Origin of the sequence: Devosia sp. (genome assembly GCF_028290645.1) — a bacterium.
Lineage (GTDB): Bacteria > Pseudomonadota > Alphaproteobacteria > Rhizobiales > Devosiaceae > Devosia_A.
The window spans coordinates 1-15,864 of the sequence record NZ_JAQGJL010000190.1 but is presented as its reverse complement, the minus strand read 5'-3'; the positions used below and the strand labels follow the sequence as shown (position 1 = coordinate 15,864).

Here is a 15,864-nt window from a genome sequence, read left to right as displayed (position 1 = left end):
GCATAGCAATCCGGACCATGCAAGACAGTCAGCCGGGCGCACGTCGAGGGGGATGGAAGTGCTGTCTACTGAAGTTCAGGCGATCGACCGACCGGAAAAGCAGCTGGTCGGCTACAGGATCCGGGCCACGCTCAGCGAAATCATCAAGTCGAAGGTGGTCCACCAGCTGCGGGTAGAACTCGCAGCCAGGGCGGGCGAGATCTCCCACAAGACCGAAGATGGAATCTTCCTCGTTCAAGTCTACGACGGGCCGGGCTGGACCCACGACACGCCGTTCACGCAGATCATCGGCAAACAGGTCGACCGCGTCGAGGCGGTTCCGACCGGGATGATCAACCACACCATCCCTTCCGGGCATTTCCTACGCTTCGAGCACCTGGGGCCGGAGTCGGAGTTCGCCGGTACATATGATGCGATCAATGTCTGGATGAGGGACCACCAGCGCGAGCAGTGTGCTCCCTTCGACTTTGAATACTGGGCCGACATAGCGAAGCTTGATCGGCCCGACAGCACCGTTGGCATCCACCTGCCGATTCGTCGCAAGGACGCCTGAGCAACGTTTGGGATGGTTGTTGTTCCGGAGTGGCCGTCATTGGTCATCTCATGGGAGGGATAGTTTCGGGACCTGCACCGTATCCGATGGATCAGTTGGTCGGAGTTGGGTCGAGATGCGCCGGCAAAGTCGGTGCGAGCTGACCCCCACCCCTGTCCCCTCCCCCTAAGTATGGGGAGGGAGACCCTGCACTGCGGCCGGAGTCTTGTCTTCGTGGGTTATTCCAGGGGTGTTGGTGGCGTCTCGGGGACGCTTGCGCCTGGGCCGAGGGCTAAGCCCAAGAAATCGGTTTCTCTCCGGCAGGGAGGGATGCCGAGAGATCGAGTCACCTCACCTTGTGCATCTCCGGCAAGAACACCGTCAGCAGTCCCGCGAGCGGCATGAACGTGCACAGCCAGAACACGTATTCGACGCTGGTGACGTCGGCAACCGCCCCGAGCGCCGCGGCCGCGATGCCGCCGGCCCCGAACGCGAAGCCGAAGAAGATTCCCGCGATCATCCCCACCCGGCCCGGCATCAGCTCCTGGGCGAACACCACGATGGCCGAGAACGCCGACGAGAAGATCAGGCCGATGACGATGGTCAGCACCACCGTCCAGGTGAGGTCGGCATAGGGCAGCAGCAGCGTGAAGGGCAGCACCCCGAGGATAGAGAACCAGATCACGAACTTCGCGCCGAACCGGTCGCCGATCGGCCCGCCGAGGAACACGCCCAGCGCCGAGGCGCCCAGATAGACGAACAGCAGCAGCTGGCTGTCCTGCACCCCGACATGGAATTTATCGATGAGGAAGAAGGTGTAGTAGCTCGAGAGGCTCGCCATGTAGGCGTTCTTGGTCAGCGTCAGGACGGTGAGCACGGCAAGAGCGATCGCCGTCGTCTGCTTGTCGAAGATGAGGGCGGTGCTCACCGGCGCCCGGCCGGCATTGGCCTTCCGATGCGCCGCATACCAGTTGCCGACCCGCCACAGGATGAAGATCCCGACCAGCGAGCCCACAGCGAACCAGCTGACGCTCGCCTGCCCGCGCGGCAGCACGATGAATGCCGCGAGGAGCGGCCCGAGCGCCGAGCCGACATTGCCGCCGACCTGGAACAGCGACTGCGCCAGCCCGTGCCGCCCGCCTGAGGCCAGCCTCGCCACGCGCGAGCTCTCGGGATGGAAGATCGCCGAGCCCAGCCCGACAAACGCCGAGCCCAGCAGCAGCAGCCAATAGCTGTGGGCGAAGCCGAGAACGACCAGCCCGACCAGGCTCGACGCCATGCCCACCGGCAGCGAATAGGGCAGAGGCCGCTTGTCCGTATACATCCCGATCGCCGGCTGCAGCAGCGACGCGGTGCACTGGAAGGTGAAGGTCAGGAGCCCGATCTGCACATAGTCGAGCCCGTAATTGTCCTTGAGGATCGGGTAGATCGCCGACAGCAGCGACTGCATCACGTCATTGATCAGGTGGCAGACCGATACCGCGATGATGATCGAGAGCGTGGTCTTGCTGGCGATGCTCGTCGCCGGTGCCGAAGCTGTGGCCGTCACTTTGGGAAATCCGGAAAAAATGTCAGAGCGGCCGGCGAGCGCCGGCCGAAACAGCCCTGCCTCTAACATGCGACCAGCGCCGAGTCGCTAGCACCCGAACGATTTTCCGTTCGGCTTCGGCGACGACCGCCTCCACAGTGCTCGCCGACCCCCACCCCTGTCCCCTCCCCCTGAACAGGGGGAGGGAGACCCAAATACAGCCGTCAATGTGAGGGTCTCCCTCCCGGTAGGGGGAGGGGACAGAGGTGGGGGTCGGCTTGCACCAGCTCCTCGGCAAGCTACCGGCCACTCCCCCGCCACTCCCCAAACCACTCCACAAACGCCCGCACTCCATCTTCGACCTCGGTACTGGGCACCTGCCCCACCAGCGCCCGCAGCAGCCGCGTATCCGCCGCCGTCTCCGGCACGTCCCCCTGCTGCATCGGCAGCAGCTGCTTTTCCGCCTCGCGGCCCATCGCCGCCTCGACCGCCGAAACGAAGCGCATCAGTTCCACCGGCCGCCCCCCCGCGATGTTCACCACCCGCCAGGGCGCTACCGTTGACAGCGTGTCCCCCTCGACCGGCTCCCCCATCACCGGCGCCTGCCCGATCAGCCGCCAGACCGCGCTCACCACGTCCTCGACATAGGTGAAATCGCGCCGCATCCTGCCTTCGCCATAGAGGCTGATCGGCTCCCCCGCCGCGATCGCCTCGGCGAACTTGAACAGCGCCATGTCCGGCCGCCCCCACGGACCGTACACCGTGAAAAACCTCAGGCACGTCGTCGGCACCCTGAACAGGTGCGCATACGAATGGCTCATCGCCTCCGTCGCCTTCTTGGTCGCCGCATAGAGCGATACCGGCCAGTCGGTCATGTCCGTCTCGCGCGAGGGCTGCTCGCTCATGCCGTAGACCGAACTCGACGACGCGATCAGCAGGTGCTGCGGCCCGGTCCGCCGCGCCGCTTCGAGCACCGCCAGCGTCCCCGTGACATTGCTGTCGGCATAGCTGAACGGCTGCTCGAGGCTGTAGCGCACCCCGGCCTGGGCCGCGAGATGCACCACCACCTCCGGCCCATCCGCGAACGCCGCCTCCACCACCTCGGCATCCTCGAGCCGCCCGATCACCGGCCGGAACCTCGCGCTCTCCGCCAGCATGGCGTGCCGCGCCTGTTTCAGCCGCACGTCGTAATACGGCGTCAGCGCATCGAGCCCGACCACCTCGTGGCCCTCCGCAAGCAGCCGGCGGCTCAGATGAAAGCCGATGAAGCCGGCGCTGCCGGTAACGAGGATTCGCAAGCGTCCGTCTCCCAAAAACCCCGGCAGCACAAAGCCTTGTTCCCGGCGGCGGGCTCGAAGCTATCCGTCCGGCAACGCCATTGCCAAGCGCAGTCGCCGCCGTCCTCGCAGATTCCGCTTGCGCTGCCGAAGTAGTGTGCTACATAACTAGCACACTACCAAGGCATCACGCATGAGCCATTTCAACGACAGCCAGCCGATCTTCGTACAGATCAGCGAAAGGATTGCCGACATGATCCTGAGCAAGACCACCAGGGAGGGGGAGGCGCTGCCATCGGTGCGCCAGATCTCCGCCGATCTCTCGGTCAACCCGTTGACCGTCACCCGCGCCTATCAGTCCCTGGTCGATATCGGCGTCGTCGAATCCCGCCGAGGCATGGGCATGTACGTGGCAGACGGCGCCCGCGAGCGCCTCCTCGCCCATGAGCGGCAGAAATTCCTCACCGAGGAGTGGCCGCGCATCCTCGCGCGCATGGCCGCCCTCGAACTCGATCCCGCACTCCTGTTGAAGCAAGGCAGAGAAGATGAATGATCTGGCTCAAACCCCAGTTGCTCCGATCGTCTCGGCGCGCGGCCTCCGTAAGCATTTCGGCCGGACCGAAATCCTTCACGGCCTCGATTTCGACATTCCCGCGGGCCGCATCTATGGGCTCGTCGGTCACAACGGCGCCGGCAAGACCACCACGCTGAACGCGCTGCTGGGCCTCACCTCCTACGAGGGCACCGTGCGCGTCCTCGGCGAGGACCCCTACCAGAAGCGCGCCGCGCTGATGAAGAACGTCGCCTTCATCTCCGATGTCGCGAGCCTGCCGCGGTTCCTCCGCGTCCGCGAGCTGTTCGCGCTGCTCACCAACATCCATCCCAACTTCGATCAGGCTAAGGCCCGCGGCTTCCTCGACGGCACCGACGTCAAGATGGAAGCGAGGATCAAAAACCTTTCCAAGGGCATGATCGCCCAGCTCCACCTCGCCGTGGTGATGGCGATCGATGCCAAGCTGCTGGTCCTCGACGAGCCTACCCTCGGGCTCGACATCACCTACCGCAAGCGCTTCTACCGGCGCCTGCTCGAGGATTACATGACCGAGGAGCGGACGCTGCTCATCACTACCCACCAGGTCGATGAGATCGAGTTCATGCTTTCGGACATCATGTTCATCCGCGATGGGGACCTGATCCTCCACATGCAGATGGAAACCGTCAGTTCGAAGTTCAGCCAGGTCCTCGTCCGTCCCGATCAGGTCGCCGCCGCGATGGCGCTCGGCCCGATCTACAGCGAAACCCGCTTCGGGCAGACCGCCATGGTCTTCGACGGCGTCGAGCGCGAGCGCCTCGCCCAGTTCGGCGAGGTCACGACGCCCACGCTTTCCGACCTCTTCGTCGCCCTCATGCAGCGCGGTCCTGCCAAATGAACTCCCTCGTTGCCCTCATCAAGCGCGAATATCTCGAGCACCGGGGCGCCTTCCTCTACGCCCCGGCCGTGATCCTCATCGTCCTCACCGTCATCCTCATCGGCAGTCTCTTCTCCAACCGCTTCCACATGGCCTACGAGGTCGGCGCGCCCTCGGCGCTCAAGTTCTTCGAGGTCGGTTTCCTCGGCGTCAGCATGCTGTGGGCGATCTACCTGCTCGCGGCACTGTTCTTCTACTACGCCGACGCCTTCAGCGCCGACCGGCGCAACAATGCCATGCTGTTCTGGAAATCGATGCCGGTAACCGATTTCAAGGTGCTGGCCTCGAAGATGCTCGCCGGCATGACCATCCTGCCGGCGCTCATCTACGGAGCGCTGCTGCTGACCGCCGTCCTGATCTACTTCACCGCTCTCGCCGGCACGCTCGTCCTGCCGCAACTCGCCCTCCCGGGCATCCTCGAGTTCGTCTCGAGCGCCGTCCAGATCGCGGGTTACGTCCTCGTCGCGCTGGTCCTTGCCCTTCTGTGGTACGCCCCGTTCTTCGCCTGGGTCGGCGCGCTCTCCACCGTCTTCCGCCGCTGGTCGATCCCGCTCGCCTTCCTGATCCCCGGGCTGGTCGGGCTCGCGGAAAACCTGGTGCTCGACAATGCCGGCGGGCCGCGCGGCGGCTACGTCCTCGACTTCCTCCGCCGCCGCTTCCACTTCGGACCGGACGAACGCGACCTGATGCCCACGATCTTCGCCGATGGCCCGTTCAACGCCACAACGATGATCGGGCGGCTGGTCGCCGGCATCGACTGGAGCCAGATGGTCGGCGGACTGATCGTCGCCTCCCTCCTGGTCTACGCCGCCAGCGAATACCGCCGCCGCAGCCTCGCCACCTGACGGAGCCGTCCCCCTCCCCCTTGCGGGGAGGAGCCATGGGTGGGGGACAGGGGTGGGGTCCCCCCACCAGCCTCACGGGATACGGCATCCCCACCATTGGCTTGCCCCCCGCAATCATCCATATCTAGCCCGACAGCAAATCCGGGAGCCCCGCCATGATCACCGTCGAATCCCAGGCCAGCGTACGCTCCGCGCCTACGCTGCCGCTCACCACCCGGCTTGGCCCCGTCCGCATCGCCGTCACCGACCGCGACCGGGCCCTCGCCATCTGGCGCGACGTCGTCGGCCTGGAGCTGATCTCCGAGGACGCCGAAGCGCTGCATCTCGGAGTCGAGGGCAGGGAACTCATCACCCTCGAGCTCGGCGCCGAAGGCCCGTTCCCCGATCGCTCGCTCGGCCTCTACCACGTCGCCATCCACGTCCCGACCCGCAAGGCGCTGGCCGAAATGATGGTGCGCGCCCTCAGCCGCCGCGTCCGCGTCTCCCCCACCGATCACCTCGTTTCCGAGGCGATCTACCTGTGGGACCACGACAACAACGGCATCGAGATCACCTTCGAGACCCCGTGGCGCGGCCGCATCGGCGAAGCCGAGGAAGGCGTCTATGTCCGCACCATCGACGGCTCGCCGCACTCGGGCCGCGAGGCGATCGATGTCGACGACCTCATCGGCGAGCTCGATGACGTCAACACCGTCCCGGCGCTGATGCCGGCCGGCACGCGCATCGGCCACATCCACCTGCACGTCAACGACCTCGAACTCGCCATGCGCTTCTATCGCGACGGCATCGGCTTCGGCGGCCTGTTCATCATGCGCCGCTTCGGCATGGGCGACCTCGGCCTCGACTACCCGCCCCACACCATCGCCTTCAACATCTGGTCCGGCCCCAACGCCACCCAGGCCAACAAGGGCTCCGCCGGGCTCCGCTGGTTCCATATCGTGGTACCGGACGCCAAAACCCTCACCGAAATCCGAGCCCGCCTCACGGCCCTCGGCGGAGAAATTGGCGACACGAACGAAGGTCTCGAAACGAAGGACCCGGCGGGAAACCTGGTAAGGGTAGTGGTGGGCTAGACAGCGCCCCGGCTCATCTCCCCAAGGCGGGGGAGGTGGACCGGCGCAGCCGGTGGAGGGGCAGCCCCAACCCGCTGCCGGCGCAAATCGACCCCCCTGGCCCCTCCCCCTCAACAGGGGGAGGGAGACGCCAATCTTGATCTCAGTGCGAGCGTCTCCCTCCCCATTCTTAGGGGGAGGGGACAGGGGTGGGGGTCAACCAGCACCGGCCCTTCGGAGTGATCACGCCCCAGCCCTCCGCCCCTAAACCATCCCCAGGAACCGCTCCACCTCATCCGCCTTCGTCGCCCAGCTCGTTACCAGCCGTACCAGTTCCTCGCCCTCGCCGAGCGCCTCCCCCAGCGCCTCCGCGGGCCACTCGTACAGCGTTCCACCCGCCGCCCGCACCCGCGCGATCGCCTCCGTGCTCAGAACCGCGAACACCTCGTTCGCCTCGCTTTCCCATCCCAGCCGCGCCGCCTTCGCCCCGCGCAACCCGGCCCGCAGCCGCTCAGCCATGGCATTGGCGTGCCCCGCCCAGCGCAGCCAGTTGCCATCCGTGAGATACGCCTCGAACTGCGCCGCAACGAACCGCGACTTCGAGAACGTGTGCCCCGCCCGCTGGCGCCGCGCCGCCAGATCCCTGAGCTTCCCGGGCGAAAACACCACGATCGCCTCTGCCGCCCAACACCCGTTCTTGGTCCCCCCGAAGCTGAGGAAATCCACCCCCGCTCGCCACGTCAGCTCCGCCGGGCTCGCCCGGGTTGCCGCCACGGCGTTGGCGAACCGCGCTCCATCCATGTGCACCGACAGCCCGCGCTCCCGCGCCATCCCGGCCAACTCCCGCACCTGCTCCGGCGCATAGACCGTCCCGCATTCCGTCGCATTGGTGAGGCTCAGCGCCACCGGCACCCCGAACCGGTTCCCCTCCGGAAACCGCCCAAGCGTTTCCGCCAGCGTCGCCGCCGACACCCGCCCCGCCACCTGCGGCATCGGCACCAGCTTCATCCCGCCCGACTGGAACTCCGTCGCCCCCCATTCATCGACATGGATATGCGCCTCGCTCGAGCAGAGCACCAACCCGCCCGGCCGGCTCAGCCCCGCCAGCCCCAGCGAGTTCGACGCCGTCCCCGTCGCCGTGAACCACAGCTCGACATCCGTCTCGAACACCTCCGAGAACATCGCGGTCACTCGCCTGGTCAGCGCATCATTGCCGTAGGCCGGCGCCGCCCCATCATTGGCCCGCCCAAGCGCAGCCATCACCTCGGGCGTCGCCCCGGCCCAGTTGTCACTCGCAAAATTCACTTGATTGAACCCCGGTAAGTCTCTGGCGACGCTCGTAGCATCCGAGCACCAGCCTCGCCACCCCCACCCCCACCCCTCCCCTCAAGGGGGAGGGGTGCGACAGTGCCGCAGCCTCCCAGCGTTCTAGTCGGGCACCCCTCCCCCTTGAGGGGAGGGGATGGGGGAGTGGGTCGTGAGGATGAACACCGCCGGCGACGCCACCACCCCAAAGCCACTTCCCTCCCGCCCCGCGCCCGCTATGATCGCCCCCAAGAGGAGACACCATGCGAGCCATATCCTGCACCGCGCCCGAACAGCTGGCGCTGGTCGACATCAAACGCCCCGAACTCAAGCCCGGCTGGGTCCGCGTCGCCATCCGCCACATCGGCATCTGCGGCACCGACTACCACATCTTCGAAGGCAACTTCCCGTACTTCGAATACCCGCGCGTCATCGGCCACGAGCTGAGTGGCACCGTCGTCGATCCCAACGGCGAAGCCTTCGCCTCCGGCGATCCGGTGGTCATCAATCCCTATCTCAACTGCGGCCATTGTCCCGCCTGCCTCGAAGGCCGCGCCAATTGCTGCGAGACCCTCAAGGTCATCGGCGTCCACGCCCCCGGCGGCATGGCCGAGGAAATCGTCATGCCGGCCGGTAATCTCTACAAGGCCACCGGCCTCAGCCTGCGCGATGCCGCCATGGTCGAGTTCCTCGCCATCGGCGCCCACGCCATACGCCGCACCGCCGAGCTGAAACCCGGCTCCCGCGCGCTGGTCGTCGGCTCCGGCCCCATCGGGCTGGGCGTCGCCTATTTCGCCAGGATCGCCGGCGCCGAAGTCACCGTCATCGACGCCGCCCCCGACAAGATCGCCGCGACGCGCGCCCTCGGCTTCACCACCTTCGCGCCAGCCGATCTGGAAGGCGCCGACTTCGCCCCCATCCGCTCCACCGGCTTCGACGCGGTCTTCGACGCCACCGGCTCGATCCGCGCCATGAACGCCTCGCTGTTCCACACCCGCAACGGCGGCGCCTACACCCTGGTCGGCGTCATCAAGGGCGACCTCGTTTTCCCCGATGCCGAAGTGCACCGCCGCGAGCTCACCATCCGCGCCTCCCGCAACGCCATCCGCGCCGATTTCGAGCACGTCATGGCCTCGATCATCGACGGCAAGGTCCCCACCGACCAGCTCGCCACCCACGCCACCAGCCTCGACGACGTCCCCGCCAACATGCCCCTCTGGGCCCACGACCGCACCGGCGTGATCAAGGCGATCGTCACGGTGTGAGGGGAGCTGAGGCCTCTTGATCCTCCCCGCCAAGCGAGGGAGGGGGACCGGCGAAGCCGGTGGAGGGGGCAGGGGAGCCACCGCCCTCTCAGTCAGATGGAGCGCAGCCAGCCACCATCTCTCAGTCGGGTCTGCCTTCTCCCCTTGTGGGAGAAGGTGGCGCGCAGCGCCGGATGAGGGGTCCGCAACGCCTTCGTTGCGCGATCGGAGCGAAGCGACGAGCGACGAGTGCGCGGAGAGATACCCCTCATCCGCCTTCGGGCACCTTCTCCCACAAGGGAGAAGGCGATCGGGCCGAGAAATCCGCCCTACTGCTCCTTCCACCCCACCGCCTTCGGCGTCACATCCAGCTCGATCTCTTCCATCCCGAGCAGCCGCGCCACCACCTCCGGCGCGTCCTTCACCACATGCACGCCAGACACCGTATCGATCTTGGTGTCCCGCAACCCCTTCACCACCGCCACCACGTGCTCGGGATTGATGTAGATGATGCCTTCCGGCGTATCGAGCTTCACGAGCCGCATGGACTTCTCCTGGTTCTGCCCGGCAAGATGAACTGCGGCCGGCGTGACATTCTGGCCGACGCATGTGAAATGAACCGTGAAAGCAGGGACGAGACTCGCCGGCTCTTCCCGCCCACCGTCTGTCATCCCGGCGGGCCGGGGGTCACCACCCGCGCCAGCGATCGCACAGGTCCCCGAGATCGCGCCAGAGGAACCAGAATCGATGAAGTCCCCCGATGAAGTCCTCACCTTCTGGTTCGTCGATCACGGCCAGAAAGACTGGTTCGGCGGCGGCCCCGCCTTCGATGCGCTCCTCACCGAGAAGTTCGCCGACACCCACGCCTCCGTCGCCGCTGGCGAAGCCTGGACCTGGCGGACCACGCCGCGCGGCCGCCTCGCCGAAATCATCGTGCTCGACCAGTTCTCCCGCCAGATCCATCGTGGCACGCCTGCGGCCTTCGCCTCCGACCCCATGGCGCTGGCCCTCGCCCAGGAGGCCGTCGCCGCCGGCAGCGACCAGGCGCTCGAGCCGGGTCAGCGCACCTTCCTCTACATGCCCTACATGCACTCCGAATCCCTCGTCGTGCATGCGGAAGCGGTGCGGCTCTTCACCGCCCTCGATGACGAAGAAGTGCTGAAGTACGAGCTCGCCCACCGCGACCTGCTGCGCCGCTTCGGCCGCTACCCGCGCCGCAACGAAACCCTCGGCCGCCTCTCCACACCCGAAGAAGCCGCCTATTGCGCCTCCGATGAAGGCAGATGGTAATGGAACATTCGCTCGTCCTCTTCTCGATCCTCGGCGCCCTGCTGATCGGCGCCATCAGCCCGGGCCCCAGCTTCGTCTTCGTCGTCCGCACCGCCGTGGCCCAGTCGCGCCGCGAGGGTCTCGCCGCCGCGCTCGGCATGGGAGTGGGGGCGATGCTGTTCGGCGCCCTCGCCGTGCTCGGCCTCCGCACCCTGATCGAGGATGGCGGCCTTCTGTTCACTGCGCTGAAGATCGCCGGCGGTCTCTACCTCGTCTATCTCGCCTGGAAGATCTGGAGCCACGCCGCAGACCCGATCACCGTCGAAACCCCCGGCCCCGCCACCGCCAACCCGCGGAAGGCCTTCACCCTCGGCCTCCTGACCCAGCTCTCCAACCCCAAGATCGTCGCCGTCTTCGGCGCCGTCTTCGCCGCCCTCCTCCCCCAAAACCCCGACCCCTGGCTCTACTGGTCCCTGCCGCCACTGATCTTCGTCCAGGAAACCGCCTGGTACGCCATCGTCGCGGTAGCGTTCTCGGCGAGCCGGCCGCGTGCGCTTTACCTCAACGCCAAAATCTGGGTCGATAGAGCTGCAGCGGTGTTCATCGGGGTGCTTGGCGTGAGGCTGATCATCGAAGCGCGGTGACGGAACAGGAGGGCAAATGACCCATCGCATCTATTCGGTCAGCGTCGGGAGCGTCTACCCGCTCTATCTCGCCAAGGCCGAGAAGAAAGGACGCACCAAGGGCGAGGTCGATGAGATCATCCGCTGGCTGACGGGACACAGCCAGCAGTCGCTGGACGACCAGCTGGCGAACAAGACCACCTTCGAGGATTTCTTCGCCCACGCGCCAGCGATGAATCCGGCCCGCTCGCTGATCACGGGCGTGGTCTGCGGCGTCCGGGTAGAAAACATCGAAGAGCCCACGATGCGGGAAATCCGCTACCTCGACAAACTGGTCGACGAACTGGCGAAGGGCAAGCCGATGGAAAAGATCCTCCGAGCATAGCCGACCGAGCCTTGCTCCACTCCCTCGCTACTCGCGCATCCGACCCGCTGTTGATGCTCTTTTGCATCATTGCGGCAAAATGCGCCGCTTGCCTGGCCGCAGCGGCACCGGCCGTATTTTCCCGGGTCCGAAAATGGGGCAGCACTGCGGCAATTTCAGGGGGTTCAAATGATTCACCGCACGCTCGCTCTTGCCGCCGTCTCGCTTTCGCTGCTCACCGCCTCGGCCTACGCCGCCGATCTCACGCTTCCCGCGGAAGAGGTCGCCGTCGTCGACGAGGCGGGTTTCGATTGGGCGCGGCCCTATGTCGGCGCCTCGGTCAGCGGCGAGTTCTCGACCGACGACAGCGGCGATTATTTCGGCGGCGGCGTCTTCGCCGGCGTGAATTTCCTCGCATCGGAGGGCTTCCTGCTCGGCATCGAGGGCAGTGCCGATATCGTCACCGATGGCGATGTCTCCTACGCAGAACTCTTCGTTTTTGGTCGTGCCGGCGTGATCCTGACCCCGAACGTGCTGGTCTACGGCATCGCCGGCGCCGGCTATGAATTCGACATCGACTACCCCGATGCGAACGACACGGCCTACCAGCTGGGCGCGGGCATCGAAGTCGCCGTCGCCGAAGACATCACCGTCCGTGGCCAGCTCACCGGCTACGGCTATTTCGAGGGCGATGACCTGTTCGACTACGCCCGCGCTACCGTGGGCGTCGCCTTCCACTTCTGATCACGGCCACAGCGCCGGGAATGATCGGGCCCGCAGGGGCCCGATCTCGTTTCAAGCGAGCGCAGCCGCCTCCGAGCCGAGCCAGCTCCCCCCTTTGCGGATGGTCAGATCGCCAACAGCGCTACCGGCTTTTGCAGCTTGAACACTGTGCCGGTGGGCTTCAGCGTGCCGTCCGTTGCGACGTCGAACAGCACGAGGTCTTCGCTTTCCTGGTTGGCGACGATCAGGTGGTGGCCGACGAGGAGGAAGAAGCGGGGCCAGTTGCCGCCGCAGGCGATGTTCTGCTTGAGGCTGATGCGGCCGTCGGGGGCGATGGCGAAGACGGTGATCGAGTTGTGGCCGCGGTTCGAGACGTAGACGGTGTCGCCGGCCGGATTGATCTGGATGTGGGCGCCGGTGGACTTGCCGTCGAAATCGGCGGGGAGCGCCGAGAGGGTGTTGAGTTCGGTGAGCTTGCCGTCGGCCTCGCGGGCGAGCGCGGTGAGGGTTTCGGCGTATTCGGTGAAGAGGTAGGCGAACTTGCCGTTGGGATGGAAGGCGAGGTGGCGCGGGCCGGCGCCCTTGGGGGCGGCGTAGGCGGTTTCGGGGCCGCCGACGAAGCTGCCGGCTTCGTAGCGATAGAAGCGGACTTCGTCGTGGCCGAGATCCACGGTGTAGAGCCGATCGGCTTCGGGGGACCACTGGGTCCAGTGGGCGTGGCCCTTGTCGTGCGCATGGGCGCTGCGGAGGACGGTGGGGTCGGGCTTCAGGGCGCCGGTGGTGGCGTCGAGGCTGAAGACCTGGACCGAGTCGTCGCCGTAATTGGCGGTGGCGAGCTTGGTGCCCTTGGGGCTGAGGCGGATGTAGCAGGGGTATTTGGCGCCGGTCGGCTGGTAGCCGAGGGGGGTGACGCTCCGGGCGTCGGCTGAGAGGGTGAAGGCGCCGACCTGCTCGGCCATCTCGTTGGTGACGTAGACGGTACGGGTGTTTGGCGCGAAGGCGATCCAGGAGACGTCAGGGGTGCCGGGGAAGCTTTGCTCGAGGGCGAAAGTCGCGGTGGCGGTGTCGAAGCTGATGAGCTTCAGGCCTTCGCCGTTCGGGCCGGTGTAGGATCCGGACAGCAGGGAAATCTTGGTCACGAGACGCTCCTCCTAGGTGTGCGGGCGGAAGTGTTAGGGGAGTCAGGCGGTTGTGGCTAGACCAGTCGCTCCTCGCTCCGCTCGGATCGCGCATCGCGAGCGATGCGATACCCCTCATCCGCCCTTCGGGCACCTTCTCCCACAAGGGGAGAAGGCAACCGACGGCGATATCGTGGTGATGGCCCCTGTGGGAGAAGGTGCCCGAAGGGCGGATGAGGGGTCGCGCGTCAGCGCGCCCCGTCCCACCCCTCGCGCATGAGCTTGTAGCCCTTCTCGTACACCTCGGCCTCCGAGCCGAAGAGCGGGCGCCAGATTTTGGTGGCGGCGGCGAGGTCCGGCAGTGCGGAGCCGAAGGCTTCGATGGTCATCCAGCCGTCGTAGCTGGACTGTTTCAGGGTGTTGAAGACGGACTGGAAGTCGATGTGGCCGGCGCCGGGGACGCCGCGGTTGTTCTCGGAGATGTGGGCGTGGTTGATCTGGCGGATGGTCGCCGGGATAAGGTCGAACGGGTGGTCTTCCTCGATGTTGGTGTGGAAGGTGTCGAACAGGTAGCCGTAGTTCGGCTCATCGACCCGGCGGACGAGACTGGCGGCCTGCTCCATGGTGTTGAGGAAGTAGCACTCGAACCGGTTGAGCGGTTCGACCGAGAGCGCGACGCCCGAGCGTGCCGCATGTTGCGCGGCGGCTTTGTGGACATCGGCGCACCAGGCGATCTCGTCGGCGGTCGGGCCACGACCGGAGAACTCGCCGAGGGGCTGGTGGAAGGGGCCGCAGACAAGCGTGCCGCCCAGCGCCGCCGTGCAATCGGACAACCAGTTGAGGTGTGCCAGCGCGCCGTTGCGCTGCGCCCGGTCGGGCGAGATGGCATTTCCGCCGGCCATGACGCCAACACCCGTGGCTTCGAGGCCGATATCGCGGAGGCGGCGGCCGAGCTTTTCGTAGTGATCGGGGGTGCCTTCGAACATCGGGATCTCGACGCCGTCATAGCCGGTGGCCTTGAGGCGCTCGATGATGGGCCTGTGTTCGTCGGTGACGTGGGTGGTCCAGAGGAGGAGGTTGAAGCCGAGTTTCATGGTTTCTGTTCTTTCTGAACTTCCCCTCACCCTGTCCCTCTCCCCGGAGGGGCGAGGGGACCCTGTGGTGAGGGCATTCGTCTCACGCGCACCGAGTTTGCGGGGCTAGCGCCCCCTCGCCCCTTTGGGAGAGGTTTGGGGTGAGGGGCAGTCCCGGGGGCTACAGGTTTACCCACTGCCCCGATTTGCCCGAGGCGATGATCGCGTCGCAGAGGCAGGCGGTTTCCAGCGCGTCGCGGAAGGTGGGGGCGGCGGGTTTGCCGGTTTTCAGGCCCTCGAGGAAATCGGCGGCGGTGTGGGTGAAGCTGTGCTCGAAGCCGATGATGAGGCCGGGGACCCACCATTTGCCGAGGTAGGGGTGGTCGCCGTCGGTGACGAGGATGTTGGTCCAGCCGCGGAGCTGGCCTTCGATCGAGTGGTCGAAATATTGCACGCGGTTCAGGTCGTGGAGGTCCCAGCTCAGCGAGCCCTTTTCGCCGTTGATCTCGAGGGTGTAGCCGGCCTTGTGGCCCCGGGCGTAGCGGGTGGATTCGAAGGTGCCGAGCGAGCCGTTGGCGAAGCGGGTGAGGACGGCGGCGGCGTCATCGATACCGACCGGCCGCACCGCGCCGGTTTCGGCGTGCTTGCGCTCCTTGACGAAGGTTTCGGTCATGGCGGTGAGGGACGAGATGCCGCCGTTGATCCAGATGGCGCTGTCGATGCAGTGGGAAATAAGGTCGCCGGTGACGCCGGAGCCGGCGGCGTCGACATCGAGGCGCCAGGTCCCCTGCCCGCCCTGCGGCACGTCGGGCGAGATGGTCCAGTCCTGCAGGAATTTGGCGCGGTAGTGGAAGATGTGGCCGAGCTTGCCGGCGGCGACGAGGTTGTGGATGAGGGTGACGGCCGGGATGCGGCGGTAGTTGTACCAGACGAGATTGGGGACACCGGCCTTCTCGACGGCATCGACCATGGGCTGGCCCTCAGCGGCGGTGCGGGCGAGCGGCTTTTCGGTGAGCACCATCTTGCCGGCCTCGGCCGCGGCGATGGCGATCTCGGCGTGGAGGTCATTGGGGACGCAGATATCGATGGCGTCGATGTCCTTGCGCTCGATCAGGCGGCGCCAGTCGTGCTCGACGCTCTCATAGCCCCACTGCTCGGCGAAGCGGCGGACCTTGCTGTCGTTGCGGGCGGCGACGGCCTTGAGGACGGGGCGGTAACCGGTATCGAAGAAGTGGGAGACAGAGGCCCAGGCGTGGGAGTGGCAGCGGGCCATGAAGCCGTAGCCGACCATGCCGATGTTGAGGAGTTTGGTCATTGGGTTGATCCTTCGGGAACGGCAATCGCCACAGCCACGGATGTCATCCCAGCGAAGGCCGGGAGCCATCTCGCGGCCCGCGCGTGGGGTGAGCTGGGTCCCCAGCTTTCGCTGGGATGACATCGAG

General features: G+C 66.3%; 17 protein-coding genes. 10 read left to right on the top strand and 7 right to left on the bottom strand.

The annotated features are described in order from the left end of the window. Positions 1 to 58 precede the first annotated feature (58 nt). The gene (locus tag JWQ89_RS10580) at positions 59 to 553 is read left to right on the top strand and encodes a GyrI-like domain-containing protein (RefSeq protein ID WP_299640797.1); all 495 of its coding nucleotides are present in this window, start codon (positions 59 to 61) and stop codon (positions 551 to 553) included. 325 nt (positions 554 to 878) lie between these two features. On the opposite strand, the gene JWQ89_RS10575 is transcribed toward JWQ89_RS10580, so the two are convergent. Together JWQ89_RS10575 and JWQ89_RS10570 are read right to left on the bottom strand one after the other, a co-directional pair. Next, a complete protein-coding gene (locus JWQ89_RS10575; protein ID WP_299640795.1) occupies positions 879 to 2,081 on the bottom strand; it encodes an MFS transporter in 1,203 nt (400 codons plus the stop codon). Positions 2,082 to 2,359: 278 nt separating this feature from the next. Continuing rightward, the gene (locus tag JWQ89_RS10570) at positions 2,360 to 3,358 is read right to left on the bottom strand and encodes an NAD-dependent epimerase/dehydratase family protein (protein WP_299640793.1); all 999 of its coding nucleotides are present in this window, start codon (positions 3,356 to 3,358) and stop codon (positions 2,360 to 2,362) included. A gap of 172 nt (positions 3,359 to 3,530) precedes the next feature. Here JWQ89_RS10570 and JWQ89_RS10565 point away from each other — a divergent pair, with 172 nt between their 5' ends. The 4 genes from JWQ89_RS10565 (at position 3,531) to JWQ89_RS10550 (ending at position 6,724) form a co-directional block, all read left to right on the top strand. After that, the gene (locus tag JWQ89_RS10565) at positions 3,531 to 3,890 is read left to right on the top strand and encodes a GntR family transcriptional regulator (RefSeq protein WP_299640791.1); all 360 of its coding nucleotides are present in this window, start codon (positions 3,531 to 3,533) and stop codon (positions 3,888 to 3,890) included. Next, a complete protein-coding gene (locus tag JWQ89_RS10560; RefSeq protein WP_299640790.1) occupies positions 3,883 to 4,767 on the top strand; it encodes an ABC transporter ATP-binding protein in 885 nt (294 codons plus the stop codon). The genes JWQ89_RS10565 and JWQ89_RS10560 overlap by 8 nt, the downstream gene beginning before the upstream one ends. Continuing rightward, positions 4,764 to 5,651, top strand: a complete 888-nt coding sequence (locus JWQ89_RS10555; protein ID WP_299640788.1) for a hypothetical protein — start codon at positions 4,764 to 4,766, stop codon at positions 5,649 to 5,651. Before JWQ89_RS10560 ends, JWQ89_RS10555 begins: the two co-directional genes overlap by 4 nt. 155 nt (positions 5,652 to 5,806) lie before the next feature. Continuing rightward, entirely contained in the window at positions 5,807 to 6,724 is a 918-nt protein-coding gene (locus JWQ89_RS10550) for a VOC family protein (RefSeq protein WP_299640786.1), read from the top strand. Positions 6,725 to 6,967: 243 nt separating this feature from the next. On the opposite strand, the gene JWQ89_RS10545 is transcribed toward JWQ89_RS10550, so the two are convergent. Beyond that, positions 6,968 to 8,008: a beta-eliminating lyase-related protein gene (locus JWQ89_RS10545; RefSeq protein WP_299640784.1), complete on the bottom strand. Its 1,041-nt coding sequence runs from the start codon at positions 8,006 to 8,008 to the stop codon at positions 6,968 to 6,970. A gap of 263 nt (positions 8,009 to 8,271) precedes the next feature. Between JWQ89_RS10545 and JWQ89_RS10540 the strand changes: the two genes are divergently transcribed. Then, positions 8,272 to 9,273 (top strand): zinc-binding alcohol dehydrogenase family protein, encoded by a 1,002-nt coding sequence (locus tag JWQ89_RS10540; RefSeq protein WP_299640782.1) that lies wholly within the window; start codon positions 8,272 to 8,274, stop codon positions 9,271 to 9,273. A gap of 308 nt (positions 9,274 to 9,581) precedes the next feature. On the opposite strand, the gene JWQ89_RS10535 is transcribed toward JWQ89_RS10540, so the two are convergent. Then, positions 9,582 to 9,797, bottom strand: coding sequence for a hypothetical protein (locus JWQ89_RS10535; protein WP_299640781.1), 216 nt, complete (start codon positions 9,795 to 9,797; stop codon positions 9,582 to 9,584). Between the two features lie 202 nt (positions 9,798 to 9,999). Between JWQ89_RS10535 and JWQ89_RS10530 the strand changes: the two genes are divergently transcribed. The 4 genes from JWQ89_RS10530 to JWQ89_RS10515 all read left to right on the top strand — a co-directional run bounded on the left by JWQ89_RS10530 (position 10,000) and on the right by JWQ89_RS10515 (position 12,252). After that, positions 10,000 to 10,542: a DUF924 family protein gene (locus JWQ89_RS10530; protein ID WP_299640779.1), complete on the top strand. Its 543-nt coding sequence runs from the start codon at positions 10,000 to 10,002 to the stop codon at positions 10,540 to 10,542. Beyond that, positions 10,542 to 11,165 carry a LysE family transporter gene (locus JWQ89_RS10525; RefSeq protein ID WP_299640777.1) on the top strand — a complete coding sequence of 208 codons (624 nt, stop codon included), beginning with the start codon at positions 10,542 to 10,544 and terminating at the stop codon, positions 11,163 to 11,165. Before JWQ89_RS10530 ends, JWQ89_RS10525 begins: the two co-directional genes overlap by 1 nt. 16 nt (positions 11,166 to 11,181) lie before the next feature. After that, the gene (locus JWQ89_RS10520) at positions 11,182 to 11,529 is read left to right on the top strand and encodes a DUF2200 domain-containing protein (protein ID WP_299640775.1); all 348 of its coding nucleotides are present in this window, start codon (positions 11,182 to 11,184) and stop codon (positions 11,527 to 11,529) included. Between the two features lie 168 nt (positions 11,530 to 11,697). Further along, positions 11,698 to 12,252 (top strand): outer membrane beta-barrel protein, encoded by a 555-nt coding sequence (locus JWQ89_RS10515; protein WP_299640773.1) that lies wholly within the window; start codon positions 11,698 to 11,700, stop codon positions 12,250 to 12,252. Positions 12,253 to 12,356: 104 nt separating this feature from the next. Here JWQ89_RS10515 and JWQ89_RS10510 read toward each other — a convergent pair whose 3' ends face one another. From JWQ89_RS10510 to JWQ89_RS10500, 3 genes are all read right to left on the bottom strand, one after another. After that, positions 12,357 to 13,370, bottom strand: a complete 1,014-nt coding sequence (locus JWQ89_RS10510; protein ID WP_299640771.1) for a lactonase family protein — start codon at positions 13,368 to 13,370, stop codon at positions 12,357 to 12,359. Positions 13,371 to 13,597: 227 nt separating this feature from the next. Continuing rightward, entirely contained in the window at positions 13,598 to 14,443 is an 846-nt protein-coding gene (locus JWQ89_RS10505; protein WP_299640769.1) for a sugar phosphate isomerase/epimerase family protein, read from the bottom strand. Positions 14,444 to 14,603: 160 nt separating this feature from the next. Further along, entirely contained in the window at positions 14,604 to 15,737 is a 1,134-nt protein-coding gene (locus JWQ89_RS10500) for a Gfo/Idh/MocA family oxidoreductase (RefSeq protein WP_299640767.1), read from the bottom strand. Between the last annotated feature and the right edge of the window lie 127 nt (positions 15,738 to 15,864).